The sequence below is a fragment of the Haloarcula sp. DT43 genome (assembly GCF_037078405.1).
Lineage (GTDB): Archaea > Halobacteriota > Halobacteria > Halobacteriales > Haloarculaceae > Haloarcula > Haloarcula brevis.
The window spans coordinates 1,213,696-1,240,135 of record NZ_JAYMGZ010000001.1 but is presented as its reverse complement, the minus strand read 5'-3'; the positions used below and the strand labels follow the sequence as shown (position 1 = coordinate 1,240,135).

Annotated in this window: 25 protein-coding genes and 1 pseudogene; 16 read left to right on the top strand and 10 right to left on the bottom strand. The window is 67.3% G+C overall.

The features are described from left to right. The gene (locus tag VI123_RS06675) at positions 1–1,725 is read right to left on the bottom strand and encodes a polymer-forming cytoskeletal protein (protein ID WP_336337247.1); all 1,725 of its coding nucleotides are present in this window, start codon (positions 1,723–1,725) and stop codon (positions 1–3) included. Between the two features lie 138 nt (positions 1,726–1,863). Then, positions 1,864–3,630 carry a DUF7289 family protein gene (locus tag VI123_RS06670; protein ID WP_455429071.1) on the bottom strand — a complete coding sequence of 589 codons (1,767 nt, stop codon included), beginning with the start codon at positions 3,628–3,630 and terminating at the stop codon, positions 1,864–1,866. Positions 3,631–3,902: 272 nt separating this feature from the next. On the opposite strand from VI123_RS06670, the gene VI123_RS06665 reads away from it, so the two are divergent. Genes VI123_RS06665 through VI123_RS06650 form a run of 4 tightly spaced genes read left to right on the top strand, consistent with a single transcriptional unit; the run spans position 3,903 to position 6,356 of the window. Further along, the gene (locus tag VI123_RS06665; RefSeq protein ID WP_004957060.1) at positions 3,903–4,373 is read left to right on the top strand and encodes a 30S ribosomal protein S15; all 471 of its coding nucleotides are present in this window, start codon (positions 3,903–3,905) and stop codon (positions 4,371–4,373) included. Further along, positions 4,374–5,495 carry a hypothetical protein gene (locus VI123_RS06660; protein ID WP_336337246.1) on the top strand — a complete coding sequence of 374 codons (1,122 nt, stop codon included), beginning with the start codon at positions 4,374–4,376 and terminating at the stop codon, positions 5,493–5,495. Continuing rightward, complete coding sequence (locus VI123_RS06655) at positions 5,492–5,722, top strand: KEOPS complex subunit Pcc1 (RefSeq protein WP_336337245.1); 231 nt, start codon at positions 5,492–5,494, stop codon at positions 5,720–5,722. The genes VI123_RS06660 and VI123_RS06655 overlap by 4 nt, the downstream gene beginning before the upstream one ends. Further along, positions 5,715–6,356 (top strand): 30S ribosomal protein S3ae, encoded by a 642-nt coding sequence (locus tag VI123_RS06650; RefSeq protein WP_336337244.1) that lies wholly within the window; start codon positions 5,715–5,717, stop codon positions 6,354–6,356. Before VI123_RS06655 ends, VI123_RS06650 begins: the two co-directional genes overlap by 8 nt. 52 nt (positions 6,357–6,408) lie before the next feature. Here the strand turns inward: VI123_RS06650 and VI123_RS06645 are convergent, their stop codons facing one another. From VI123_RS06645 to VI123_RS06635, 3 genes are all read right to left on the bottom strand, one after another. After that, entirely contained in the window at positions 6,409–6,717 is a 309-nt protein-coding gene (locus tag VI123_RS06645; RefSeq protein ID WP_407066989.1) for a plastocyanin/azurin family copper-binding protein, read from the bottom strand. Positions 6,718–6,920: 203 nt separating this feature from the next. Next, complete coding sequence (locus tag VI123_RS06640) at positions 6,921–8,066, bottom strand: 5-(carboxyamino)imidazole ribonucleotide synthase (protein WP_336337242.1); 1,146 nt, start codon at positions 8,064–8,066, stop codon at positions 6,921–6,923. A 25-nt stretch (positions 8,067–8,091) separates the two neighbouring features. Beyond that, the gene (locus VI123_RS06635) at positions 8,092–10,056 is read right to left on the bottom strand and encodes a flippase activity-associated protein Agl23 (RefSeq protein ID WP_336337241.1); all 1,965 of its coding nucleotides are present in this window, start codon (positions 10,054–10,056) and stop codon (positions 8,092–8,094) included. Positions 10,057–10,190: 134 nt separating this feature from the next. Here VI123_RS06635 and ribH point away from each other — a divergent pair, with 134 nt between their 5' ends. The 4 genes from ribH (at position 10,191) to VI123_RS06615 (ending at position 13,243) form a co-directional block, all read left to right on the top strand. After that, positions 10,191–10,604 (top strand): 6,7-dimethyl-8-ribityllumazine synthase, encoded by a 414-nt coding sequence (gene ribH, locus VI123_RS06630; protein WP_336337240.1) that lies wholly within the window; start codon positions 10,191–10,193, stop codon positions 10,602–10,604. Beyond that, a complete protein-coding gene (locus tag VI123_RS06625; protein ID WP_336337239.1) occupies positions 10,601–11,806 on the top strand; it encodes a pyridoxal phosphate-dependent aminotransferase in 1,206 nt (401 codons plus the stop codon). Before ribH ends, VI123_RS06625 begins: the two co-directional genes overlap by 4 nt. Before the next feature lie 48 nt (positions 11,807–11,854). After that, positions 11,855–12,310, top strand: coding sequence for a hypothetical protein (locus tag VI123_RS06620; protein WP_336337238.1), 456 nt, complete (start codon positions 11,855–11,857; stop codon positions 12,308–12,310). Positions 12,311–12,418: 108 nt separating this feature from the next. After that, complete coding sequence (locus tag VI123_RS06615; RefSeq protein ID WP_336337237.1) at positions 12,419–13,243, top strand: hypothetical protein; 825 nt, start codon at positions 12,419–12,421, stop codon at positions 13,241–13,243. Positions 13,244–13,285: 42 nt separating this feature from the next. Here the strand turns inward: VI123_RS06615 and VI123_RS06610 are convergent. The 3 genes and pseudogenes from VI123_RS06610 to VI123_RS06600 all read right to left on the bottom strand — a co-directional run. Next, a pseudogene (locus VI123_RS06610) lies at positions 13,286–13,664 on the bottom strand (IS5/IS1182 family transposase); the annotation flags it as partial. Positions 13,665–13,722: 58 nt separating this feature from the next. Beyond that, complete coding sequence (locus VI123_RS06605) at positions 13,723–14,151, bottom strand: adenylyltransferase/cytidyltransferase family protein (RefSeq protein WP_336337236.1); 429 nt, start codon at positions 14,149–14,151, stop codon at positions 13,723–13,725. After that, positions 14,148–14,645, bottom strand: a complete 498-nt coding sequence (locus VI123_RS06600) for a Mov34/MPN/PAD-1 family protein (protein ID WP_336337235.1) — start codon at positions 14,643–14,645, stop codon at positions 14,148–14,150. The genes VI123_RS06605 and VI123_RS06600 overlap by 4 nt, the downstream gene beginning before the upstream one ends. Before the next feature lie 94 nt (positions 14,646–14,739). On the opposite strand from VI123_RS06600, the gene VI123_RS06595 reads away from it, so the two are divergent. Next, the gene (locus VI123_RS06595; RefSeq protein ID WP_336337234.1) at positions 14,740–16,653 is read left to right on the top strand and encodes a DHH family phosphoesterase; all 1,914 of its coding nucleotides are present in this window, start codon (positions 14,740–14,742) and stop codon (positions 16,651–16,653) included. Between the two features lie 15 nt (positions 16,654–16,668). Here the strand turns inward: VI123_RS06595 and VI123_RS06590 are convergent, their stop codons facing one another. Next, positions 16,669–18,291, bottom strand: coding sequence for a phospholipase D-like domain-containing protein (locus VI123_RS06590; RefSeq protein WP_336337233.1), 1,623 nt, complete (start codon positions 18,289–18,291; stop codon positions 16,669–16,671). A gap of 42 nt (positions 18,292–18,333) precedes the next feature. Then, entirely contained in the window at positions 18,334–19,605 is a 1,272-nt protein-coding gene (locus tag VI123_RS06585) for a HEAT repeat domain-containing protein (RefSeq protein WP_336337232.1), read from the bottom strand. A gap of 114 nt (positions 19,606–19,719) precedes the next feature. On the opposite strand from VI123_RS06585, the gene VI123_RS06580 reads away from it, so the two are divergent. From VI123_RS06580 to VI123_RS06550, 7 genes are all read left to right on the top strand, one after another. Next, positions 19,720–21,342, top strand: a complete 1,623-nt coding sequence (locus VI123_RS06580) for a uracil-xanthine permease family protein (protein WP_336337231.1) — start codon at positions 19,720–19,722, stop codon at positions 21,340–21,342. A gap of 2 nt (positions 21,343–21,344) precedes the next feature. Continuing rightward, complete coding sequence (locus VI123_RS06575; protein ID WP_336337230.1) at positions 21,345–21,758, top strand: hypothetical protein; 414 nt, start codon at positions 21,345–21,347, stop codon at positions 21,756–21,758. A 46-nt stretch (positions 21,759–21,804) separates the two neighbouring features. Next, on the top strand, positions 21,805–22,455 hold the full coding sequence (locus VI123_RS06570) for an AIR carboxylase family protein (RefSeq protein WP_336337229.1): 651 nt from the start codon (positions 21,805–21,807) through the stop codon (positions 22,453–22,455). A 151-nt stretch (positions 22,456–22,606) separates the two neighbouring features. Further along, positions 22,607–23,020: an NADH-quinone oxidoreductase subunit A gene (locus VI123_RS06565; protein ID WP_336337228.1), complete on the top strand. Its 414-nt coding sequence runs from the start codon at positions 22,607–22,609 to the stop codon at positions 23,018–23,020. Continuing rightward, the gene (locus VI123_RS06560) at positions 23,013–23,705 is read left to right on the top strand and encodes an NADH-quinone oxidoreductase subunit B (protein ID WP_336337227.1); all 693 of its coding nucleotides are present in this window, start codon (positions 23,013–23,015) and stop codon (positions 23,703–23,705) included. The genes VI123_RS06565 and VI123_RS06560 overlap by 8 nt, the downstream gene beginning before the upstream one ends. A 6-nt stretch (positions 23,706–23,711) precedes the next feature. After that, entirely contained in the window at positions 23,712–25,394 is a 1,683-nt protein-coding gene (locus tag VI123_RS06555) for an NADH-quinone oxidoreductase subunit D (protein ID WP_336337226.1), read from the top strand. Further along, positions 25,394–26,434 carry a complex I subunit 1/NuoH family protein gene (locus VI123_RS06550; RefSeq protein ID WP_336337225.1) on the top strand — a complete coding sequence of 347 codons (1,041 nt, stop codon included), beginning with the start codon at positions 25,394–25,396 and terminating at the stop codon, positions 26,432–26,434. The genes VI123_RS06555 and VI123_RS06550 overlap by 1 nt, the downstream gene beginning before the upstream one ends. The last annotated feature ends 6 nt before the right edge of the window (positions 26,435–26,440 follow it).

Sequence of the window (26,440 nt, the reverse complement as noted above, 5' to 3'; positions counted from 1 at the left end):
TCACCCGCTGGTGACGTTGAGCCGGTTCTTCGAGACGTGGAGGTACGTCAGCCGGATGATGTTCGTGTCCTTCGGGACGGCCCTGACGTTCTTCAGCGACCGGTCGTAGTGGACCAGCCCGCCGTTGTCGACCTCGACCGACCCCGCGACGAGGCCGCCGTACAGTTCCGCCTTCTGTACGTAGACGTTGCTGGCACCGACACCGCCGGCCGGCGCGTAAATCACGCCCTCGAACTGCGGGGTGTCGGTGTCGCCCTCGATGGCGGCGTCGAAGTCGGACTGGCCGTACAGCCAGAACTGCGTCGCGTTCTGCGCGGTATCGACGTCGACGGCCCCGGTACGGTAGATGTGGAAGTGGTGGCCGCTGGCCGACGTGGTCTCACCTTTGACGTAGAAGCGGACCTCGCCGTCGCCGTTGACCTCGATTCGCCCGTTGTTCTCGATGTAGACGTAGTCCCGGACGGCGATGGTCACGTCGTCGCCCCCCGTGTTAATCGTCAGCGTCTCGCCGCTCAGCGTCAGGTCCTCCAGGTAGTACGTGCCGGCGTCGAGCGTCTGGTCGCCGGAGAGCAGCTGGGCACCCGAGATGCTGCTCGTCGCGCCGTTGTCGTTGGTACTGCTCGCGTTGGCGACCGTCCGGGTCACCAGGCCGTCGATAGCGCCGGCCCCCTCGACGCCCGAAATCTGTCTGACCTCGCCGTCGACGGTGCCCTTGATGTGCTTGGTGGTGGAGTACTCGACGTCGCGGGTGACGACGCCGCTGCCCTTGACTTCGACCCGCTCGCCGGAGCGGATGGAGCCGTTTACCTCGCTGTTGCCCTTGACGTAGACGTCGCCGGCCGTGGTAATCGTCCCGAACGACCCCCGCGTGGCCGAGTAGCTGCCGAGAGAGGAGTTGTAGCTGTCCGTCCGGGCGGGGGAGGTGCCGCTGCCGGAGAGGGATATCTCCCCGCCCGCGGACGTGGCCGCGACGGCGCTGGTCACTTGCCGTGGCCCCGTCGGCACGACGAGCGTCGTGGTCACGCTGTTGTCGGCGTGGTCGTAATGCGCGTCGCCGTCGGTCCGCTCCTCGAAGTACCGCCCCCACGAGCGGTAGTACTGGCTCCGGACGGTGACGTTGACCGTCCCCGAGTCAAGCGGGTTGGCCTTCCCGGCCGCCCGGTCGGGGTACACCTGCGTCGTGCCGTCCTTCGAGATGCTCGCCCGCGAGCCAAGCGACCGGTCGCCGCGAACGGTGATGAGCGGGAGCGTCAGCGTCGCGTCGCGGTAGTAAAACTCCGGCGGCGAGACCATGACGCTGCCGCTGTCGGAGCGCCGCCACACGCCACCGCCCTGGTAGGCGACTTCCTGGTTCCCGTTCTCGTAGACGACCGCCCCGAGCTGTTCGTCGAGCAGCGTGACCGTCGTCGGCGGGGAGGCCGAGTGGTTGGTGATGTTGACCGTCATCCGCCCAGCGTCCTCGTCGAGCCGGTACGTGGCCGCGTCCGTCCCGACGAGCGACACCTGCTGGCTCTCGGAGCTACCAAGCGCCACCAGCGCAGCCTGGGAGTCGAACTGGGTCATCCCCGTCTCCGCCCGCGAGACGTCGAGACCGGACTCGGTGTCGGAAAGCGCCGTCGCGCCCAGGCCGACGACCACCGCGGAGCCGACGACGACGAGGCTGAGAACCAGTATCAGCCCCAGCGGGGCCGACTGTGCCCGCTGGGTCCCCCGGAGACGTTGCATTGTCCGACAGTAGTTATCACAGCTGATAAGGTTGCTGGCCGGAGCGAACGGCGTCGTTCCGGTGGCTAGCTGTAGCCGGGAGAGGCAAAACCGCGTGACGGTGGTCCCAGTTCTGATACTGCCGGAGTGGGCGGGCCGTTAGCTGGACGTGACGTTGACGTCGTTCGTCGAGATGTGGAGGTAGGTGATGGCGACCACGCTCGTGTCCTTGGGAATCGTCCGCTCCTGTTTGAGCGCCTGGTCGAAGTGGACCGCGCCGCCCTTTTCGAGTTCGACCTCGCTCGTGACCACGCCGCCGTAGAGGTCGCTTTTCCATATCTCGAACCTGCTCGTTCCGGGCTTCCCGCCCGGTGCGTAGATGACGCCGGTGACCCTGGACTCGTCGGACCCCTTCTTCTCCATCCGGGCCTGGAGGTGGTCTTTCCCGTATATCCACACCTGTGTCGACCGCTCGCTGACACCGCCGGTGGTCCTGATGTCGCTCGCCTGCGTGAAGAAGTGATAGCCGCTGGCGCTGCCGCCCGACGCGGCGGACTCGCCCTGTATGTATATTTTCACCTGGTTCGGGCCCGAGACCGTGATGTCGTTCCCGGTGTTGAGGCTCACGTAGTTCTCGACGCCGATGATTACGTTCCCGCCCGTCGTGTCGAACTCCACGTCGTCGCTGAGGTCGATTCTGTCGACGTGGTACCGACCCGCTGACAGGGTCGTCGTCCCCTCGGTCCCGTCGATAACGCCGTCGTCGGCTATCGTGCCCGCGTTGTCGTTCGACGACGACAGGTCGTCGACCTGCGTGTCGACGTGGGAGTTGATGTTGGTGGTGTCCCCGAACGACGCAATCTGTTCGTCGGAACAGGACGCCGAACACGCCCCGTGTTTGTCGTCGAACGCCTCCGCCCACTCGACCCGGTCGCCGTCGAACGTCATCGAGTTACTGCTGAACTCGACGCGACCGCCGGCGGTGATGTTCCCGTTCAGTTCCGCGCTCCCGGTGACGGTGATGTCGCCCGCCGTCGTGAGGTCGCCGCCGTCGCCGGCCTCGGCGGCGTCGTACCCGTCCCCGTCCGCCGAGGTGTAACTGTCGGTAAACGCGTCGTTCCCGCTGAGCTTGATAGACCCGGTGTCGCTCGTCGCGGCGACGGCGTTCCGGACTTTCCGCGGCCCGGCCGGGACCTTGAGGATGATGGACACGCGGCTGCTGTCGGGGTAGTAGGTCACCTCACCGTCGGTCCGCTCCTCGAAGTACGTCCCCCACGCGCGGTAGTACTCGCTCTGGACGGTGATGTTCACCTTCCCGTTCTCGAGCGGGTTGGTGAACTCCTCGTTCCGCGTCGAGTTGGGGAAGTACCGCTCCGAGCGGTTCGGCGTGATGACCGCCCTGTCTCTGACCAGGCCGTCGCCGCTCACCGTCACCAGGGGGAGCGTCAGCGTCGCGTCCCGGTAGTGAAACTCCGGCGGCGAGACCATCACCGACGTGCCGTCGCCGTTGGACCGCCAGACGCCGCCGCCCTGATACGCGAGCCGCGTCTCACCGCTGCCGCGGTAGGCCACCTCGCCCATCGACTCGTTGAACACGGTCGTCCGGTTCCCCGACGTGGTGTTCCGGTAGGAGACGTTCATCCACCCGGCGTCCTCGTCGACGCGATAGGAACTCGCACTGCTCGCGGGGAGCGAGACCTGCTGGACGTCCGTCTGCCCCAGCGCCACGAGCGCGGTCTTGGAGTTGAGTTCCGTCAGCGACTTCTCGGTTCGCTCCACGTCGAGCTGGGTCTGCGTGCTCGTGATGGCGTCCGCGCCCAGCGCGACGACCGCCGTCGTCGAGACGATCATCACCGCGAAAACCAGCGCGAGCCCGAGCGGAGCGCTCTGTCCGCGAGTCCCGAGGCTCCACCCAACACTACCCATATTACCTGCACATATGCCGACAAATGTGTTAAAAGAGGCGGGCAAGTTATCAATCGTAATACTCCGAAGATAGTTGTCTCTGGAGCCGACGCGTCGGCCGGGAAGCGGAACGGTTTTGTCGTGCCCTCCCGGACGTGGCGATGGGAACAGCACGACCGCAAATCTGACTCGCTGTGGGCTTTCACAGCTCGGGATTGCGGCCGTGTTCGGCACTGTACAGTGCCAATACGCCTCGTAACGAGAGCGGTTCGTGCGGTTCCAACCAGATTACAATGGCACGAATGCACACACGCCGCCGCGGTTCGTCCGACTCGGACAAACCGGCGGCAGACGAACCCCCGGAGTGGAGCGACGTCGACGAAGACGCCATCGAAGCGCGCGTCGTCGAACTGGCCGAACAGGGTCACTCGCCCAGCGAAATCGGCCTGAAGCTGCGCGACGAGGGCGTCCAGGGCACGCCGATTCCTGACGTCTCGCTCGCGACTGGCAAGAAAGTCACCGAAATCCTCGAGGAGAACGAGGCCGAGCCGGACCTGCCGGAGGACCTCCGAAACCTGCTCGAGCGGGCCGTCCGCCTCCGCGACCACATGGACGAGAACCCCGGCGACTACCAGAACAAGCGTGCGCTCCAGAACACGCAGTCGAAGATTCGGCGTCTCATCGACTACTACCGCGGCGACGAGGTCGACGAGGACTTCACCTACAGCTACGACAACGCCGTCGAAGCGCTGGGTCTCGAATAGATGTCGGCGACCGGTCGGGAACCGACGCCAGCCACCTCGCCCGGCGACCTCGCCGGGTCGCTGCGGGAGGCCGCCTTCGTGCGCCTCGTCAGCGACGCGACCGGCGAGGCGCTGGCCGCGACTGGCCTGCTGGCGCGGGCGCTCGACGACACGCCGTTCCAGGCGAGCGTCGTCCGCCCGTTCGAGGACCCCGACCGGACCACCGAGACCGACATCACCGTCGCAATCGGTCGCACGCAGCCGACCGCCGACGTGACGCTGACCGACCGCGCCGCCGCGACCGCCTTCGAGACCGCCCGCGAACTCGGCACGGCGGACCCCGCGCTCGCCCTGGCCGGCACGATTGCCGCCGGGGACGTCGACGGGACCGTCGCCGAAGCCGCCGAGCAGGCGGGGCTCGACCGCCGGCCCGGCGTCGCCGTTCCGACGGCGAACCTCGCGGACGGGCTGGCCCACTCGACGCTGTTCGTCGCGCCCTTCTCGGGCGAGACGGAGGCCGCGCGGGCCGCGCTCGCCGAACTGGGCCTCGACGCGGAGTCGGGGCAGGCCGACTCTCTCTCGGCCGACGACCGCCGACGCCTCGCGTCGCTGGTCGCGCTGGCCGTCACCGCGGACGCGCCGCCGCGGGCCGCCGACGCGGTCCAGCGCGCGCTCCGTCCCGCGGTCGGCGGCCCCTTCGAGACGGTCGGCGGCTACGCCGACGTCCTCGACGCCGTCGCCCGCGAACGGCCCGGTACCGCGGTCGCGCTCGCGCTCGGTCACGACGCCGTCCGCGAGGATGCACTCGACGCCTGGCGGACGCACGCCCGGCGCGCCCACGAAGCCGTCTCCGAGGCGACCACGGGCCGGTACGACGGCCTGTTCGTCGCCCGCGGCGACGCGATGCCGACCGGCACCGTCGCCCGCCTGTTCGCGGACTACCGCGCACCGGAACCGGTGACGCTCGTCGTCACCGACGACCGCGCCGCGGCCCGCGCCACGGACGGCCGGGACGTCGCCGAGACGATGCACGCCGCTGCCGACGCGGTCGGCGGCGACGCCGTCGGGACGGGCGAGCGGGCACGCGCCCGCTTCGACGTCTCGACGGCCGACTTCATCGAGGCGTTCCGGGAGGCAGTATGAGACGGGCCGAGATTCGCACGACACACGACTCGCCCGAACGCGTTGCACGCGCGATGCGGCCGGACAATACCGACGAGATGACCACGCGCGTCGAGGGCGACGCCGTGGTCACGACCGTCGAACGGGACTCGACCGGCGGCCTGCAGGCGACCGTCGACGACTACGTCGTCAACATCCGGGTCGCAGCACAGCTCGCAGACCAACACACACAATCCAACCATGAGTGAACGAAGCGTCTCCAAGCGCACAGAACAGAAACGGTGGTACACCGTGCAGGCTCCCGAGCAGTTCGACCGGGAGGTTCTCGGTAAGACACCGGCGGACGAACCGGACAAGGTGCTCGGACGCACCATCGAAACGACGCTCGGCGAACTGACCAACGACGCCAGCGAGAACAACACCAAACTGACCTTCAAAATCAACGAGGTCGCCTCGGACACGGCGTACACGGAGTTCATCCGCCACGAGCTCACGCGGGACTACCTCCGCTCGCTCGTCCGACGGGGCTCCTCGAAGGTCGAGGCCTACATCACCGTGCTGACCACGGACGACTACCGCGTCCAGGTCCAGCCGGTCGCCGTGACGACGAAGAAGGCCGACGCCTCCCAGGAGAAGGCCATCCGCCGGACGATGATAGACCTCGTCCGCGAGACGGCCGAGGACCGCACCTTCGAACAGCTGGTCGACAGCGTCGTCGAGGGGCGGCTCTCCTCCGCCATCTACGGCGAGGCCAAGGACATCTACCCGCTCCGACGCGTCGAAATCAAGAAGACCACGCTCGAAGCGCGGCCCGAGGAAGTCGCCGCCGAAGAGGAGACGGCCGTCGACGTGGACGAAGAAGACGTCGACGTCGAAGCGTAACGCCGTCGCGTGTCGGTTTTTTCGGTCGCGCACGCGCCGGACAGCGACGGTGCTAGCTTTCCGTCACGGCGTCCGGGTTCTCGGTCACGACGACGGTCCCGACCATCCCGGCCCGTTCGTGCGGAATACAGAAGTAGGGGTGCTCGCCGAGCGTCTCGAACGTGTGGGTAAACGCCTGCCCCTCGTACATCGTCCCGCCGGAGGAACTCCCCCAGTTGTCGCGGGCCGCCTGCTCGGTGTCGAACCCGCCCGAGGCGAAGTACGCCGCGCCGTCGGGGAGTCCGTCCTCGTAGGCCGTGACCGAGTGGCCCTGTTTGCTCGTGTTGAGCCACCGGACGGTCGTCCCCGGTTCGACGGCGATGCGAACCGGGCGAAACGCAGCCGCTGACATCCCCACGTCGTAATCGCCCTCAGCGGTGCCGCCGCCGATACAGCCTGCCAGCCCGGCGGCGGCCGCCGGCCCGACAGCTCGGAGGAAGGCCCGTCGTTCCATACCCAAACTCAGAACTGAACGGCCAAAGACCGCTCGGTTCCGATGCGGGTGGCCCCGGCGGACAGGCCGTACTACTCGAAGGTCAGCCCAGCACGCAGTTCGCGCGCCTCGGCGAGCAGGCCGTCGCCGGCGTCGGCGGTCAGGGTCACGTGCCCCATCTTCCGGAGGTCGTACACCTCGCGCTTGCCGTACCAGTGCAGGTGCGCCCGCGGCGTCGCCAGCACGCCGTCCTCGCCCCGTAGCTCCGCCGGCTGGCGCTCGGCCACGTCCCCGAGGATGTTCGTCGAGACGGTCGGGAACCGCTGGTCGGTCGACCCCAGGGGCCGCCCGGTGACCGCCCGCAGGTGCTGCTCGAACTGCGAGGTGTGACACCCCTCGATGGTCCAGTGCCCGGAGTTGTGGGGCCGGGGCGCGATTTCGTTGAGCAGAATCCCGCCGTCGCTCGTCTCGAACAGTTCGATGCCGAACACGCCGCGCCCGTCCATGGCGTCCAGCACATCGTGGGCCACCGCACGCGCGCGCTCGCGAACGGCCTCTGACGCCCGTGCCGGCGCGACTGACTCCCGGAGTATCTCCTCGCGGTGGATGGTCTCGGTGACCGGGAACGTGTCGCGCTCGTCCGCGCCGCGACAGCCCATGACCGCCAGTTCCCGCTCGAAGTCGACCATCTCCTCGACCATCGCGGGGCCGGCGATGGCGTCGATTGCGTCCGCGACATCCTCCGGGCCGTCGACGGGGACGTTCCCGCGGCCGTCGTAGCCGCCGGTCCGGGCCTTGAGCATGGCGGGGTAGCCCAGTTCCGCGCAGGCCTCGCGGAGGTCCTCGGCGGTATCGACTGCGCGGAACGCCGGCACTGGAACGCCGGCGTCGGCGAGCCGGCGCTTCTGGACGAGCTTGTCCTGAATCGTCCGCAACGTCTCTGGGGCGGGATGGACCGGCGTCCCGGTCTCCTCGGCGACCCGTTCGAGCACGTCCGGGTCGGCCAGCTCGATTTCGAACGTGAGGTAGTCGGCGCGCTCGGCGAGTTCTCGCAGGGTCGACTCCTCGTCGAAGTCGCCGACGAGCTGGTCGCGGACGACCGGCGCGGCCGGGCAGTCCGGCGTCGGGTCGGTCACGAGCAGTTCGAGGCCGAGCGGCGCGGCCGCCTCGCCCAGCATCCGGCCGAGTTGGCCACCGCCGACCACTCCGACGGTGGGTCCTGGTGACGTGAGCGTCATACCGCGCGTTTTCACAGCAGCGGGGTTAAGCGTTGGTTTCCCGGCCGTACGACTCGTGGACCCACACGGTCATGTCGTTCGAGCTGTACTTCGTCCGCATCCGGTGGGTTCGGGGCTCGTAGCCGGCGGCTTCGAGCCGCTCGATGGGGACCGTGCTGTCTATCTGCTGGGTGAGAATTATCGGCGGCGCTCCGTCCTGGGCCTGCCCGGCGAGGGCGTCGGGGCGGTTCTCGCACGTGACGTTCACGTCGCCAGCCGCGTAGTACCACGGCAGCGGCAGCGAGTTGTACCACTGCAGGCAGGTCGGTCTGGTGTTCCACCACGAGTCGTTCCACTCGCTGCGGTCCTCCTTGACGTAGGCGTCGTCGCCGTCGTAGGCGTCGCCGCGCTCCCCGTGGTACATCACCACGTCCGTGCCGTTCTCGTTGGCGGTCGCGATGCGGTCCATCGCCGCCAGGTCCGCCCGGAGCGACTCCTGGGGCTGGGCGTACTGGACCAGCGGATTGCCGTCCAGATGTTCGTTCGTGTACACCCGCGTGGCGGCGGTGTTGACGACCAGCGCTGTGACGAGCAAGACGACGGCGGCGGCGATGGCGGCACCGGTCACGTCGTCGGCCGACAGCGACTCGCTCCCCCAGCGAACGACCGCGGCCAGGCCCACGGCGGCCGGAATCGACAGCGGGACGACGACGTGGACGGCGAGCCACGGTGCGCCGATGTCGGTGCCGATGGGGTAGCCCAGAATCGAGACGTAGCCGCCGTAGGCCACGAACGGGACGAGGTGGCGCGGCTCGACGGTGCCGAGGCGGTCGAGCGCGTACCCGAACGCCGAGAACAGAAGCAGCGGGGCAGCGGTGTAGCCCAGCGCCTTCAGCAGTATCTCGTAGTGACCGTCGACGCTCTCGTAGAACGTCTCCAGGGAGTTGACGAGGCCGGTTTCCGTCGTCGTGGCCTTCTCGGAGGCCGGCGAGAACCACTCGGTGTACTGGTCGACGACCCGCTCCCAGGTGGCCCCGACGAGGTCGGGGAACAGCGAAGGGTTCGTCACGCCCGACCAGAAGTTCACGTCGCCGCTGGCCGCCGGTGCTGGCGGGTACTCGATGCCCGCGACGCCGGCCCCGCGGGGGGCGTAGAAGAACAGCGAGACGAGCGCGAACACCAGCGCGGCGAGGACGACGTGGCCCGCGTACGCCGCGAGGACGGTACCGGCGCTGTCGTGGCGCTCGCGGAACGAGCGAACCGTGTCGACGACGCGCCCAACGCTGGCCCGGGCGCGTCCCGACAGCCGTCCCCAGATCCCGCCGGCGCTCGGGACGGTCCGGAGGAAGGCCGCGGTGTCGCGGTAGCCGTTGGGGAGGACGAGCACCTTCGCCAGCAGGAGGCCGGTCGCGCCCAGCCACGTCAGCACGTAGACGATGGCGTTCTCCTTCGAGGCGAAGCCAAGCGCCATGAACGCACCGACGCCGTAGAGATAGCGCGCCCTGCGGGTGTCGACGAACCGGACCAGCAGGCCGAAGGCGGTGAACATGAACGCCGCGACGAGCACGTCGCTACGCATGAACCGCGAGTAGTACAGGAGGACGGGGTTGAGCGCGAGGAAAGCGGCCGTGAGCACCGTCTCGTCGTCCCGAAGGTGCTCGCGGAAGAGCAACGCCGTCAGCGGAAGCAGGCCGCCGATGATTGCGACGGGGAGCCGCATCGTGAAGTCGGTGGGGGCGGCGACAGCGAACATCCAGCTGTCGACGTGCTGGATGAACGGGCCGTGGATGATGTAGCGGTACGCGAACGAGCCAGAATCGCGGAGGTGGAGCGCCCAGTAGGCGACCCGACCCTCGTCGAAGTGGGCGACGCGGCTCCCGAGTGCCGCGACTCTGAGGACGAGACCGAGAAGCGTCACGGCGACGACGAGCTTCACGGTGGCTCGGGGGTCGTCCGCGAACCAGGACCGCCACCGGTCCCGGAAATCGTGGAGGACGGACGGCACAGCCATACCTGGCTCAAGCACATGGGGCATTAGAATCCTTCTGGTTTCTATAACAGGATGTTACCCCAGCCGTTCGGCACAGCGACCGGCCACAGGCGCGGAACGGTAGTACTTTATTCGGCCCTCCCCGGGAGTCAGGTATGGTGCAGCTCGGGCTGGTCGTCGCCCAGTACGACAAACACGGGGCAGTTATCGAGGCGATGGAGCACGGGGCACGCGAGGCGGCCGCCGACGGCGACGCCGAAATCGTCGCTTCGCTCGCCGTCCCCGGGTCCTACGACACGCCGCTGGCAGCCGACCGGCTCGCGCGTCGGTCAGATATCGACGCCGTCGCCGTGCTCGGGGCGATTATCAGCGGCGACACCGACCACGACCAGGTCATCGGCAACGCCGCCGCACAGGGCCTGACGGACGTGTCACTCGACCGCGACACCCCCGTCACGCTGGGTATCATCGGCCCGGGCATGAGCCAGGACGAGGCCGAGGCCCGAACCGACAAGGGGGCCTCGGCCGTCCGGAGCGCAATCGAACTCGCCACCGAACTCGAACAATGACTATGGACTTCGCATCCCGCGTCGAACGTGTAGAACCGAGCGCGACCCTCGCAATCAGCAACAAGGCCGCAGAACTGGAGGCCGAGGGCAAGGACGTCGTCGACCTGAGCGTCGGCGAACCCGACTTCGATACGCCCGAAAACATCAAACAGGCCGCCAAGGACGCACTCGACGCCGGCCACACCGGCTACACGTCCTCGAACGGCATCCCCGAACTCAAGGAGGCCATCGCCGAGAAGCTCCACGACGACGGCCTCACCCAGTATGGCCCGGAGAACCTCATCGTCACGCCCGGCGGCAAGCAGGCGCTGTACGAGATCTTCCAGACCGTCATCGACGGCGATGACGGGTCACACCCGTCATCAAGCGGGACGGAGTCCCGCACTGGCGACGAGGTCGCCCTGCTGGACCCCGCGTGGGTGTCCTACGAGGCGATGGCGAAGCTCGCCGGCGGCACGCTGACACGCGTCGACACCGCCGCCCACGACTTCCAGCTCGAGGGCGCGCTCGACGACCTCGCCGCAGCCGTCTCCGACGACACCGCGCTCCTCGTCGTCAACTCGCCGGGCAACCCCCACGGTGCGGTGTACTCCCGGGAGGCGATGGAGGGCGTCCGTGACCTCGCCGTCGAGCACGATATCACGGTCATCTCCGACGAGATCTACAAGGAGATCACCTACGACGGCGCGGAGGCAATCTCGCTGGGCACGCTCGACGGCATGGCAGACCGGACGGTCACGCTCAACGGCTTCTCGAAGGCCTACGCGATGACCGGCTGGCGGCTCGGCTACTTCGCCGGGCCCGAGGAACTGGTCTCTCAGGCCGGCAAGATCCACTCCCACTCCGTCTCCTGTGCCGTGAACTTCGTCCAGCACGCCGGCGTCGAGGCGCTCACGAACACCGACGACGCCGTCGAGGAGATGCGACAGGCCTTCGCCGAGCGCCGCGAGTTCCTCATCGACCTGCTGGAAGACCGCGGCGTCCGCGTCCCCGAACCGCAGGGCGCGTTCTACATGATGCCGGAAGTCGCCCCCGACGGCGACGACACCGAGTGGTGCGACGCGGCCATCTCCGAGGCCCAGGTCGCCACTGTCCCCGGCAGCGCGTTCGGGACGCCGGGCTACGCCCGCTTCTCCTACGCGAACAGCAAGGATCGCCTCGAAGAGGCCGTCGACCGCCTCGCAGCGGAAGATCTGCTCTAGGCCGGCCGTCTGACGAACTGTTTTCACCGCTCGGCAGAAAACGTCAGTATGCCAACTCGAAGAGCCCTGCTCGCGTTCACCGCCGGAACCGCGCTGGTCGCCGGCTGTCGGTCGCCCGGCGGCGGTTCCGGCGGCTCGCTCTCCGTCGACACGTCGGGCGCGACCGTCGCTCCGGGCGAGACGGCGACGGTCGACGTCCAAGCCACCCTCGTCGGCGTTCTCACCTGGCGTCTCGGCGACGTGCCCGAGAGCTGGCAGATCACCCACGAAAGCTTCGAGCCACAGCCGACCGCCATTAGAGAGTCGTATCCGCCACAACTGGTCTGGGACCCGGCGGTCGAGTCGGTGAGCGGCCAGTTATCGGTCGCCGTCCCCTCGGCGGCACCCCCCGGTGAGTACGCGCTCCCGGTCGAGGCGGGGTCGGAGACCACGGACGAGCGCGCCGTCTCGGAGGCGATCATCACCGTCGAGAGCGCGGGCACCTCGACAGACGCGTCGGGCTGAGGAGCCAGCTATTCGGCTCTGTTGAAAGCCTATCGTTCTAACAGTTCTCTCGCTGGAATAGCCGTTCGGTAGGTGTGCTATAAGTACATTCAAACGGTTCAGACGAATATGGTCGACGCGGTACGGACTCTCATTGGGGTAGTTCTACTTGCTTCCGCGCTGTGGTTCGGTCACCGAGCAATTACTGCCGGACGGCTCTACCGAACAGTGTCACCAACCGAGAACGGTCGTCCGTTAACGCTCGTCGAGGGTGAGAAAATCGCCGTAGAGGGGACGGTGAATGTGAGGGATTCCCCGCCACTAAGCCACTCTCTGTCGACCGATGAGGAGGAGCCCGTTGGTGCGTACGTGTGGCGGCTCAAGGACACCGAGTCTCATAACTACAACCTTGATGCCGAAAAGCCCGGAGCGGAGATGAATATGATCACGTATGCATCCGGGATTGAGTCCGGGGCGTTTACCGTAGACGACGGTCGCCGCGAGATTCAGATCGACACAGACTGGTTGGCCGAGGCCCACGACAGCACCAACATTACAACAGTGTCTCCTGATTGGACGGTATCGACCTGGCTGTCGAGACGTAGTTGGAGATCGCCGTTCATCCAGCTGGAGGAACACTGGACTGTCAATCCCGGTCCCATTATGGAGTCCATCTTCGATGCAGATGAACCCGAAGAAATCCCCGACGACGAGTATTTTGAGGCGAGAGCTATTGTCGACGGCGAGATGCTGGCAGTCTGCGGAGAAGTCTCCGTCGATCAAGGTACTCCCGTGCTCCAGGGAAGTGACAAAGAACCGCTGGTGCTTTCCGACCAAGGATTCGATGAACTCAGCCGCAGTCTTCGCTACCAGATGTTGAAGTATGGACTGGCAGCAGGCGGATTTGCCGCCATCGCCAGCCTCGCGCTAGCAAACGGACTTGAAATCGTGTGACGGTGTGCCAGAGGCAGAGATAGCCGATTTACTGCGTAGTGAGTGCTTCGAGGCGTGACTCCGGTCGAACCCGGAGGCGTCGATACCGACGACACCGCTAGTCGGGAGAAGTGTGACCGAGTGGTTGAGAAGAACCCGTCAAACAGCCATCTTGAGTCGATTGAACGCTTTACACCGCATCGAGGGCGACGGCAGTTCCTCAAGATCGATGGCACTCCGAATCCGGGACATCTCGATGAATTCGCCGAGAAGCGTTCGGTACGTCGATTCTTCCGACCCTGGAGACACAGCAAGACGATGTGTTGGTGGAGTGTGTCCCGGTGTTTCGAGAACTTTGAGGAGTCCCGAGTGACAGCTCTTCGAGAAAAGTGAGACGCCTGCTCAACAAACGGAGTAACCGCGACTTCGGGAAGGCCTGCATTCGGTCAAACTACCGGGCGAACCTGTAACCCTCTGAGGATTTCAACAGAGCCAGCTATTCAGTCTCGCTCTTCGAGCACCCTGTCGATGATCCGTCCCGTCGACAGGAGTCGCTCGGCCGCCTCGGATTCCAGCGGGCTGGCCCGGCGTATCTCGCAGTCGATGCCGCGCGCCGACAGCGCCGCCTGCAGTTGCTCGTCGTCGTGGTGCTGGTCGTAGCCCAGCGCGATGACGTCGGGTTCGATACGTTCGATGGGCACGAAGATGTCCTCGGCGTGGCCGAGGTGGGCCTCGTCGACCGGCTTGAGCGCGCCGACCATCTCCCGGCGCTGCTCGTCCGGGACGACCGGCGGCTCCTTGTGCGTAACGTTGACCGAGCGGGCGACGATGACGTGTAGCTCGTCGCCCATGTCGGCGGCGTCCTGCAGGTAGTGGACGTGGCCCGGATGCAGGATGTCGAACGTGCCCTGAGCGACGACGCGGGTCACTGGTCGAACTCCTCCTCGCGCAGTTCGGCGTCGATGTCGGCCTGGTCGAAATCGAAGAAGGACTCCTCGGGCGGCTCGACGTCCAGCACCGGGAGGTCGACCTCGGTCCCGTCGCTGTCGAAGGCCTGCCAGTCGTCGCGGCCGTACGGGTAGCCGACGATGATGTGGACGTCGCCGCGGCCGAACGTGGCGAGGTCGGCGTCGCTGGGCTGGAGGACGCCGTTCGGGTGGGAGTGAATCGACCCCGCCGCTCGCATGTCGTTTGGTACCATGCTCGTCTTGACGGTCGCGCTGACCGGGTTCGACTCCGTCCCCGGGATGACCAGTACGTCGGTCAGAACCGTCCCGTCCTCGTCGAGCCCGAGCTTGCTGGCGTCATCGCCCCGGAGGAAGCCCATGTACTCGTTGGGATGGGCCTCCTCGGAGGCTGCGAGCGCGAACTCGAGGGCGGACTCCGCGACCCCGAGTATCCCGCTCGTTCGGAACAACCCCATACCAGGCAGTCGGGTCGGGCGCTTTTTACGCGTTGTGTTCGTCCGTCCGTGGATTCCGAAGAGTACAAACGGGGGAGCACCGAAGAACTGACAAATGTCTTCGCCAACTGGCACCGGTGACGGTGCGACGGTCCCCGACGGCGGGACCATCGTCTACGATCTCGCGGACCAATGTACGTCCGACGACCTCGAAGAAGGCGCACTGTACCACGCAACCGTCAACGGGACCGTCGAATACGGCGTGTTCGTCGACCTCTCCGACGCTGTCTCCGGACTCGTCCACGACTCTAATCTCCTTGGTCAGTACGACGTGGGCGACGACCTCATCGTCGAACTCGGCGAAATCCGCCCTGACGGCGACCTGAGCTTCGAGGAGGTCCGGGTCGCCGACTACGAGGACGAGCGCGTCGTCCACGGCGACGCGACCACCGTCGCCGACCTCGCCGACGCCACCGGCTCGACCGTCGTCATCGAGGGCCAGGTCGTCCAGATAAAACAGACCGGCGGCCCGACGGTGTTCCAGGTCCGCGACGAGACTGGTATCGTCCCCTGTGCCGCCTTCGAGGAGGCCGGCGTCCGGGCCCACCCCGAGGTCGAAATCGACGACATCGTCCGCGTCTCCGGGCGCGCCGAGGAGCGCGACGACGGCCTGCAGGTCGAGGCCGAGTCGCTCACTGTCCTCGACGGTGAGGCCGCCGCCGACGTCGAGAGCGACCTCGACGCCGCGCTGGCCGAGGCCGCCCAGCCGGCCGACATCGAGCCACTCGTCGAGTGGCCCGCCTTCGAGAAGCTGTGGGACGACCTCCGCGAAGTGGCGACCGAACTCCGCAAGACCGTGCTCTCGGGCCGGCCGATTCGGATGCGCCACCACGCCGACGGCGACGGCCTCTGTGCGAGCGTCCCCCTGCAGGTCGCGCTGGAGTCCTTTATCGCCTCCCAGTACGAGGACGACAGCGCGCCCCAGCACCTCCTCAAGCGCTTGCCGAGCAAGGCCCCCTACTACGAGATGGAGGACGTGACCCGGGACCTCAACTTCGCGCTGGAGGACCGAACCCGCCACGGCCAGAAGCTCCCGATGCTGCTGATGCTCGACAACGGCTCGACCGAGGAGGACACGCCGGCCTACCGGAACCTCCGGCACTACGACATCCCTGTCGTCGTCGTCGACCACCACCACCCGGACCCCGAGGCCGTCGAGCCGCTCATCGAGCAACACGTCAACCCCTATCTCCACGACGAGGACTACCGCATCACGACGGGCATGCTCTGTGTCGAACTCGCCCGGATGATCGATCCCGACCTCACCGAGGACCTCACGCACGTCCCCGCCGTCGCCGGCCTCTCGGACCGCTCCGAGGCCGAGGCGATGCGGGATTACATCGACCTGGCGAGCGAACAGGGGTACGACGAGACCGACCTGCGCGACATCGGTGAGGCGCTCGACTACGCCACCCACTGGCTGCGGTACAGCTCCGGCGAACAGCTCATCACCGACGTGCTGAACGTCGACTGCGACGACCGCGAGCGCCACGCGGAGGTCGTCGACTTCCTCGCCGAGCGCGCCGAGCGCGACGTGGCCGACCAGCTCGACGCCGCGATGAGCCACGTCGAGCACGAGCGCCTCGACAACGGCGCGCACCTCTACACCATCGACGTCGAGAACCACGCTCACCGCTTCACGTACCCCGCACCCGGCAAGACGACCGGCGAAATCCACGACCGGAAGGTCGCCGAGACCGGCGACCCCGTCATCACCATCGGCTACGGTCCGGACTTCGCCGTCCTGCGCTCCGACGGCGTCCGACTCGACATCCCGCGGATGGTCACCGAACTCACCGAGGAGGTCGACGGCGGCGGCGTCTCCGGCGGCGGCCACCTCGTCGTCGGCTCCATCAAGTTCGTCAAGGGCCGGCGCGAGTCGGTCATCGACGCGCTGGTCGAGAAGATGGCCGAGGCCGAAATCGACGAGGAACTGGGCAGTTCGACGGCGCTGCCGGACGAAGTGTAGGGTCGGCGCTCGTTTTCAGGCCTCGAAGGACACGCGACGAGCGGCGAGCCCAGCGACCACGAGGAGGCCGACCACGGCGGCGAGGACCCCGACCGGCGTATCGAACCCGCCGGCCGCCCAGTCCGCGTCGAAGACCGCGCCGAAGTAGGCCGCCGCGTCGCTCCCGTGGAGTATCACCACGACCTCCCGGTTCTCCGTCGCCGCCTGCTCGTTCCAGTTGAGGCTGCCGACGACGACGCGCTCGTCGTCGATGACTGCGCCTTTCGCGTGTATTTTTTCGTAGCGCCCGTCGGGGTCGGCCACTTTCGCCGTCAGCGCCGCGTCGTTGCGCTCGGCCCACTCCCGGAACCGCTCTGCCGTCCGTGTGTTCTCCTCGCGGACGTACCACGCGTCACTGAGGAGCAGGCGGACCTCGACGCCGCGTGCCCCAGCCCGACGGAGCGCCCGGAGCAGCGGGCTGTCCCAGTCCCCGACCGTCGGCTGGACGACGTCGACGGAGTCCTCCGCGTCGTCTATCGTCGTGACGAGTTTGCGCTGGGCGTTGTCCGGGGTGACCAGGAGGTCCGTCCGCTGGACTGCCACCGACTCCGCGGGAAATCGGGTCGGATAGTCCCCGGTCGCCGGCTCGCCTCGCTCGAACTGCCGGCCACGACGGTACGTCGACCACCGCTGGTTGTCCTGCCAGCCGGCGTCGGATTGGAACGTCCGATTCAGCCCCGCGACGACCCGCGGCTGTGCCGTCACCACGCCCCAGCCGCGGCTGCTGTTGCCGCCGGTGCCCGCGGGCTTCCAGTTCTCCGTCAGTACGACGGCCTGCCGGTCGGCGACGGCGTATTTGGCATGGTGGTAGCGGTATCTGGCGCGGGGCCCCGTCACGACCCGGACGGAGACGCCGGCGTCGGTCAGCCGGTCGAGGGTGCGGGCTTCCGTGGCGGTTCGGCTCCCGACCGGGTCGCCTTCCAGCAGGACGCGGACGGTCGCACCGCGGCGCTGGGCGGCGACGAGGGCGTCGGCGACTCTGTCGGATGAGAGCGTATACCCGGCCAGGTACACCCGCTCCGTGGCGTTCCGTATCGGACGAAGCGGGGTTGCGGGCGCGTCCGGGAGCGCGAACGCCCGCACCTCGCCGCCCGCGGCCCTGACGACGGGGCGGTCGGTCGCGCCCAGCGGCCGCCAGCGAACGACCGAGCCGTTCACGACGCCGAGTTCGCCCTCAGCCGGGTCGGCGTACCGGACGGCGTCGACGGTCCGGTTGCCGTGCTGGAGCCGGATTCGCTCGCCGCCGTTTGCCAGCCCGAGGTGGCCGTCGAGGCCCACGACCGGCCGGTCGGTGAGCCTCCGGGTCCGGTTCGGTGCCGTCGAGAGGACGACACGTCCGCTGGCAGTCGTGTTCGGAACGGCAGCGGTGCTGTCACCGTCGGTGACGGCGTACTCCCCGAGGTCGGTCCCCTCGGGGGCGCTGAGGACGACAAACTCTCCCTCGTCGCCGCCGGCGACGGGGTCCGGATACACCGCGTGAATCGACGGCTCGTCGGGACCACCGGCCGTCGTCGTGGCCGAAGCGGCCTGTCCGGTGGCGGTCTGTGGGGCCGTAGCTACGAGGACGAGCAGACAGCAGACGAATGTGAGCGACCGCATCGGGGCGTCTGGCCGCCCCTTCGTACAAAAAGGTTCCCGGGCTCAGGCGCTCGCCGCTTTCTCCGCCTCGGCCTGGACGAGGTAGGCGCGGTCGTCCGTGTAGCGGGCGGCCTCGTCGAGGGCCGCTTCGGTCCCTATCTGTCGGAGCGCCCACGCGGCGGAGGCGCGGACGGAATCGCTGTCCTCGGATTTGAGGACGTTACTCAGCGGCTCGATGGCGCGGGTGTCTCCGAGCAGGCCCAGAGCGCGGGCCGCGACCGAGCGGACCTCCTCGCTGTCAGCGTCGAGCCGATTGGCGACGGGCTGGACCGACGACGCGCTGCCGATGGCGCCCAGCGCACGCAGCGTGACCTTCTGGAGCGCGGGGTCGCCGTCGCCGTCGATGTAGTCGTGGAGCGTCTCGGTCGCGCGCTCGTCGCCGATCTTCCCCAGCACCTCGATTGGTCCCTTGTCGCGTTTCTGTGCGCGCTGGTGCATCGCGTCGAAGGCCGGTTCCGCGTCGCTCCCGAGGTTGTACAGGAGGTCGACGATGTAGCCGTCGAAGAACTCCGACCCGAGCTTGTCGTAGGCGAACAGGACCTGCTCGAAGTTCCCCTCCTCGGCGTGGAGCTTCGCCGCGTTCCACTCCGGCGGGAAGTCCTTCCGGTTCTCGTTCGTCAACACGTCGTAGAACCCGCGGGCGTCGAGTTGCTCCTGTACCGTCAGGTCGTCCCAGACTTCGGCCTCTTCGAGCCCCGTCTCCAGCGTCTCGGCGGCTTCGAGGAGCCCTTGGATGGTCTCCGTGTCGTCGTCGGGGTCGAGGCTCTCGGCTTCGATGGCGTCGGCGACCGTCTCCAGCGCGTCCCCGGCGGCGACGAAATCGCCACCCGTGTCGGCGTCGTGGTCGACGAACTCGGCACTCTCGTCGAGGAACGTCTCGACCGCGTCCTGTGCGTCCGCCTCGCCGTCGTCGGTCCATTCGCTGTCGGTGACGGTGTCCGCGGCGTCGGAGACGATGGCGACCACGTCCTCGGCGTAGGGACCACGCTGTTCGTCGAGGTCGGCGCGCAGGTCCGAGAGCTGGGCCTCCAGTTCCTCGCGGGGGTCCTCGGCATCGTCGTCGTCCTCGTCGGGTTCCGGCAGGTCGGCGGCTTCGAGGTCGCTCTCGATGTCGTCGAGGGACGACTCGACGTCGTCGAGGTCGGCCTCCGTCGATGCGGCGTCGAGGGCCTCGCCGGCCTCCGTGAGACGCGATTCCAGTTCTTCGGCGGTCACGTCGCTCCCATCTGCCTCGGCGTCGTCCGACGCGTCGGCCTCGTCGTCCCCGTTGCTCATGTCCAAGACTGTGTCGGAACGGGCCAAGAGCGTTTTCCTTTCGAAGCGGGCCGTCCCGCCGGGCCAACGAGCAAAGAATATGTGTCGGGAGTGGCAGTGCCACGGGTAGCGAGCATGACTGACGAGACACCGCCGGACGACGGCCAAAACGCGACCACACCGGAGGAACCGGAGACCGCCGGCTTCGTCGAGTACGGCATCGACGACAAGCCGCCACGGAAACAGGCGATACTGCTGGGCGTCCAGCACTACCTCACGATGATAGGCGCGTCCGTGGCGATTCCGCTCGGACTCGCGGGCGCGATGGGGATGCTCGAAGCCGCACCGGGACAGGTCGGCCGTCTCATCGGGACGTTCTTCGTCGTCTCCGGCGTCGCCACGCTCGCCCAGACGACGCTGGGCAACCGGTACCCAATCGTCCAGGGCGGGACGTTCTCCATGCTCGCGCCCGGACTGGCCATCATCGGCGTGCTCGCCCAGCAGGGGGCCGACTGGCAGACCATGCTCGTCGAGCTACAGGGGGCCGTCATCGTCGCCGGCGTCGTCGAGGTGCTAATCGGCTACAGCGGCCTCATGGGGAAGCTCAAGCGCTACGTCGGCCCGGTCGTCATCGCGCCGGTCATCGCGCTCATCGGCCTGGCGCTGTTCAACGTCCCCCAGATTGCGAACCCGAACTTCGCAAGCCCCGGGACCGGCCAGAACTGGTGGCTGCTCGGGCTGACGATGCTCGCAATCGTCGCCTGCTCGCAGTACCTCGACCGACGCCACCGCGCGTTCAAGCTCTTTCCCGTGTTGCTGGGCATCGTGTTCGCGTGGACCGTTGCGGCCGTCCTCTCGGTCACGGGCGTCTTCGCCGCCGGCTCTGTCAGCTACGTCTCGCTCGGCTCGGTCACGAGCGCACCGCTGGTCCAGCCCATCTACCCGTTCCAGTGGGGGCTCCCGCAGTTCACGCCGGGGTTCGTCGTCGGGATGTTCGCCGGGATGCTCGCCTCCGTCGTCGAGAGCTTCGGCGACTACCACTCCGTCGCCCGCATCGCCGGCCGCGGCGCACCGAGCGGCCGCCGAATCAACGACGGCATCGGGATGGAGGGTATCGGCAACGTGTTCGCCGGCATCATGGGGACCGGCAACGGCTGTACCTCCTACACCGAGAACGTCGGCGCAATCGCCATCACCGGCGTCGCCTCGCGCTACGTCGTGCAAATCGGCGCGGTCGTGATGATGCTGGTCGGCTACTTCGGCCCGGCGGGCCAGCTGTTTGCGACCATCCCGTCGCCTATCATCGGCGGCCTCTACATCGTCATGTTCGGACAGATTGCCGCCGTCGGGCTCTCACAGCTCAAGTACGTCGACCTCGACGCCAACCGGAACGTCTTCATCGTCGGCTTCGCGCTCTTTGCCGGCCTCGCGGTGCCCGAGTACATGAGCCAGGTCGGACAGGGGATGGACGTCGGCGGGTCGACGGCGCTCCAGCAGGGTCTTGCGGCGGTCCCGGTGCTGGGCGGCGTCCTCGGGACCGACGTCGTCGCCACCACGCTGTTCGTCATGGGCGGCACCGGGATGGTCGTCGGCGGCATCGTCGCCTTCGTCCTCGACAACACCGTGCCGGGGACCCGCGAGGAGCGCGGCCTCGCGGCCTGGGCCGCGCTCACCGAGGACGACAGCGAGTACGTCTCGTCGCTCGACCGCATCCGCGGCCGCGGCGGTGACCGGCCGCCCGCGCCGAGCGACGACTGACCGTGGGCGAGGACAGCCACGACGCGGCCGAAGCGCCCGTCCGCTCCGAGCGGTACGCCGGTTCGCTCCGGCTCGGCGGGCGCGTCGTCCTCGGTGCCGACCGCCTGGTAGTCGACCGCGGTGACGGTCCGGTGGTGGTCGAACTCGACGACGTCGTCGAGGTGAGCCTCCAGGACGTCGACTGGTTTCTCGCGGTGATGAGCGCCGCGCTTGTGGGGTTCGGCCTGCTGTCGTTCGGCCGGTCGGTCCTCCTCGGCGGTGCCTTCGCCGTCGCCGGCGTCGTCAGCCTCGCGCTCACCTACCGCAAGCGGGACGCGCTCAGGATACAGGTACGGGGCCGTGCAGCCCCTCTCAGATGCTTCCCCGCGGAGCCACAGACGCTGCTTGTCGAACTGGACGCGGCGCTTGCCGACTGACCGGAAACCGCCTACACTTACGCCGGTCCCGGTCGCAGTCGGTCGCATGCCCGCAGACAGCGTCCAGTCGCTCATCGACCAGTTGCACGAAGAAGCCGCGATGGACCGGCCGAACGACCTGACGCCCGACGTCGGCATCGTCATGGGGTCGGATTCGGACCTGCCGACGATGGCCGGCGGGCAGGGCAAGCGGCCGGGAGCGTACGCCGCGCTCGCGGACGAACTCGGGTTCGAGGAACAGACGGACTACACCGACGCGCCCGAGAGCCGCTTCACCTTCGAGACGTTCGTCTGTTCGGCTCACCGGACGCCGGACCTGATGTACGCGTACGCGGAGACGGCCGCCGACCGCGGCGTCGACGTGATTATCGCCGGCGCGGGCGGCAAGTCCGCGGACCTGCCGAACATGACCGCGAGCATCGCGTACCCGCTGCCGGTCATCGGCGTCCCGGTACAGGAGAAGTCCGTCGACTCGGTTATCGGCATGCCGCAGGGCGCGCCAATCACCGCCGTCGACGCCGGCAAGTCGTTCAACGCCGCGCTCTCGGCGGCACAGATTCTCGCACGGCAGTACGACGAACTGCGCGACCGTCTCGTCTCCTACCACGAGGGGCTCCAGACAGAAGTCGGCGAGGCGTCGCGCGACCTCCACGAACTCGGGACGCCCGGCTTCAAACGCGAGTACTGGGACGAGTAGGCCGGGTGGTATCGGAGCCCGCGAGCCACGCCGGAGGGGGTCGGGCCCGCTCGTGGCGCGTCGGCTCTTAAAGACCTACAGGGCCGAAAAACCGAACAATGAACCCTTATATGCGAGTACTTCTAACCGGCAGACGATAGGAGATACCGGAATGAGTAATCCATGGATCGCCATCGGCGCGCTCGCGGTCGTGGCGCTAGCCATCCCAGTCAGTATGATGGCAGTTTCGAGCCTCTTGCGGCCCAGCGTGCCGGAACAAGGCAAACGCACCACCTACGAGTCCGGTGAAGTGCCGACTGGCAGCAGCCAGAAGATCAAGTTTAATATCCAGTACTACATGGTCGCGCTGCTGTTCGTCATCTTCGACATCGAGACCGTCCTCATCTTCCCGTGGACGGTCATCTACAGCGACGCCGTCGCTGAGTTCGGGATGACTACGGCGCTGCTGCCGATGGTCGTATTCATCGGCGTGCTCATCGTCGGACTCGGTTGGGCCTGGCGCAACGGCGCAGTCCAGTGGGTGCGCAGTCCGCGCGCCACGAAGGGGGCAGACACATATGAGTAGTGACCAGACACCACCGGCCGTCGAAGACGTATCGACACAGGAGGCCCGCATGGGTGACGGGGCCGACGACCGCTTCAACTCGACGCTGCGCGAGGCGTTCGGGTCGACGCCCTTTATCCTGACCAAGTTCGACAAGTTCATGAACTGGGTCCGGGGCTCCTCGATGTTCATGCTGCAGTTCGGCATCGCCTGCTGTAGCATCGAGATGATTCACACCTACGCTATCAAGCACGACCTGGACCGCTTCGGGTCGGGGGTGCCGCGCGCGTCCCCGCGCCAGGCGGACGTCATCATCGTCCCGGGGACCATCGTCTCGAAGTTCGCCCCGCGGATGAAGCGGGTCTACGACCAGATGCCCGAGCCGAAGTTCGTCGTCTCGATGGGGTCCTGTACCATCTCTGGGGGGCCGTTCCAGGAAGGGTACAACGTCATCAAGGGCGCGGAGGAGGTCATCCCGGTCGACATCCACGTCCCGGGCTGTCCGCCCCGCCCCGAGGCGCTCATCTACGGTATCGCCAAGCTCCAGGAGCGAATCGCCGAGGGCGAGTCCTCGCCGGTGACGGTCAAGCCCTACGAACTGGAGGAGTTCGGCGACCTCGAACAGGACGAGCTCGTGGACAAACTCGCCAGCGAAATCGACGAGGAGGACCTCGTCATGCGGTACAACTGGAACGACTCTCCATAACTTGCCATGAGTTTAGAAAAACCATCACGCGACACGGCGCTCGACGTCGGCGTTACGGAGGACGGCCTCGATTACGACGCGCTCGCGGACCTGCTCGGGGGACACGTCCTCGACCGCGAGGAGCACGTCAACGCCGAGGGGTTCGTCATCCGTCCCGACGAGGTCCAGGAGGTCCTCTCGACGCTGAAAGAGGAGGCAGGGTTCGACCACTGCGCCTGTGTCACCGCACAGGAGTACGACGACCGGTACGAGTCCATCTACCACCTGCGGAAGTACGACGACCCGACACAGGAGCTGTCCGTCGTCGTGCCCTCGCCGAAGGACGACCCGCACAACGAGTCGGCCGCGCGCGTCTACGACACCGCGGACTGGCACGAGCGGGAGGCCTACGACCTGGTCGGCATCGACTACGACGACCACCCCGACCTCCGTCGCATCCTCCTGCCCGAGACCTGGCAGGGCCACCCGCTGAGCCAGGACTACAACCAGGACCAGCCACAGATCGTCTCCCTGCGCGAGCACGCGAACCCGCTGCAGGACGACAAGCGCAGCGAGGACGACCCGGACACGATGTTCGTCAACATCGGCCCGCACCACCCGGCGACCCACGGCGTTCTCCACGTCGAGACGGTGCTCGACGGCGAGCAGATCGCCGACATCGAGCCAGACATCGGCTACCTGCACCGCTGTGAGGAGCAGATGTGCCAGCAGGGCACCTACCGCCACCAGATCATGCCCTACCCCGACCGCTGGGACTACATCTCGGCCGGCATCCTCAACGAGTGGGCCTACGCTCGTGCTGCCGAGGACCTCGCCGACATCGAGGTCCCCGAGTACGCACAGATCATCCGGACGATGTCCGCCGAGATGTGCCGCATCGCCTCCCACGAACTCGCGCTGGCGACGTTCGCGCTGGACGTGTTCGGCGACTTCACCGCCGTCTTCCAGTACGGCATCCGCGACCGCGAAATCGTCCAGAACCTGCTTGAGGACCTGACCGGTCAGCGGCTGATGTTCAACTACCTCCGGCTGGGCGGAGTCGCCTGGGACCTGCCCGAACCCCGCGAGGAGTACTTCGAGAAGGTCCGTGACTTCCTCGACGACCTGCCGCACAAGCTCGAGGAGATCCACGACCTCGTCACCGGCAACGAAATCTTCCAGATGCGGTGTGTCGACACCGGCGTCCTGAGCAAGGAGATGGTCAAGCAGTACGGCGCGACCGGCCCCGTGGCGCGTGGCTCGGGCGTCGACTACGACCTCCGCCGGGACGACCCGTACGGCTACTACGACGAACTCGACTGGAACGTCGTCACCGAGCAGGGCGGCGACAACTTCAGCCGCGTGCTCGTTCGCCTCCGCGAGGTCGAGGAGTCGGCCCGCATCATCGAACAGTGCGTCGACCTCCTGGAGCAGTGGCCGGAGGACGACCGCGAGATTCAGGCCAACGTCCCGCGGACGCTCCGCCCCGACCCCGACAGGGAGATTTACCGCTCCGTCGAGGGTGCGAAGGGCGAACTCGGCATCTACATCCGCTCGGATGGGACGGACAAGCCGGCCCGGTTCAAGATACGCAGCCCGTGCTTCTCGAACCTGCAGACGCTGCCGGAGATGTCCCAGGGCGAGTACATCCCTGACATGATTGCCTCGCTCGGGAGCCTCGACATCGTGCTCGGGGAGGTGGACCGGTAATGCAGTCGGCGCCGTTGCCCGAGACGCTCGCGAACCTGCTGGGACTCGACCCCAACAGCACGGCCGTGATGATAGTGATGAGCCTCGTCGGCGCGGGGCTCATCGGGACGCTCATGATGACGAACACGGCGCTTGCCGGTCCGTGGGCAAAGCGGAAGATAACCGCCGCGTTCACCGACCGCATCGCCGTCGACCGTATCGGTCCGTACGGGCTGTTCATCATCGTGGCCGACGCCGTCCGCCTGCTGTCGAAGGAACTCATCGTTCCCGAAGGCGTCGACCGGCCGGCGTGGGACCTCGCGCCGCTGGTCATCGCCAGCACCGCCTTGCTCGGGTTCGCCGTCATCCCGATGGGGAACGGCATCCAGCTCGCCGACCCCGAGGTCGGCCTGGCGTACGTGTTCGCGACGGCCTCGATGGCCTCCGTCGGTCTCGTGATGGCCGGCTACGCGTCGAACAACAAGTACTCGTTCCTCGGCGGGCTGCGCGCGGTCGCGCAGAACCTCGCCTACGAGATTCCGCTCATCCTGACGGGCGCGTCGGTCGTCATCTTCGCCGGCTCGCTCCAGATGAGCGAGATCGTCGCGGCCCAGCAGCAGTCGCTGGTCGGCCCGCTGCCGTCGTGGTACGCGTTCGTGAACCCCTTCGCGTTCGTCCTCTTCATGATAGCGAACCTCGCGGAGGTCGGCCGCAACCCCTTCGACATCCCTGAAGCGCCGACCGAAATCGTCGCCGGGTACCAGACCGAGTACTCCTCGGTGTACTTCGTGCTCGTCTACCTCGGGGAGTTCATCCACATCTTCCTGGGCGGGGCCATCATCGCCACCATCTTCCTCGGCGGGCCGGCCGGCCCGGTCCTGCCGGGCATCGTGTGGTTCATGATCAAGATATGGGGCGTCTTCCTGTTCACGCAGTGGGCCCGCTCGGCGGTGCCCCGCGTCCGTATCGACCAGCTCATCGAAATCGGCTGGAAGGGGATGCTGGTGCTCTCGCTTGCGAACCTGCTGTTGACCGCGGTCATCGTCGGGGTGACCGTCTAATGACGG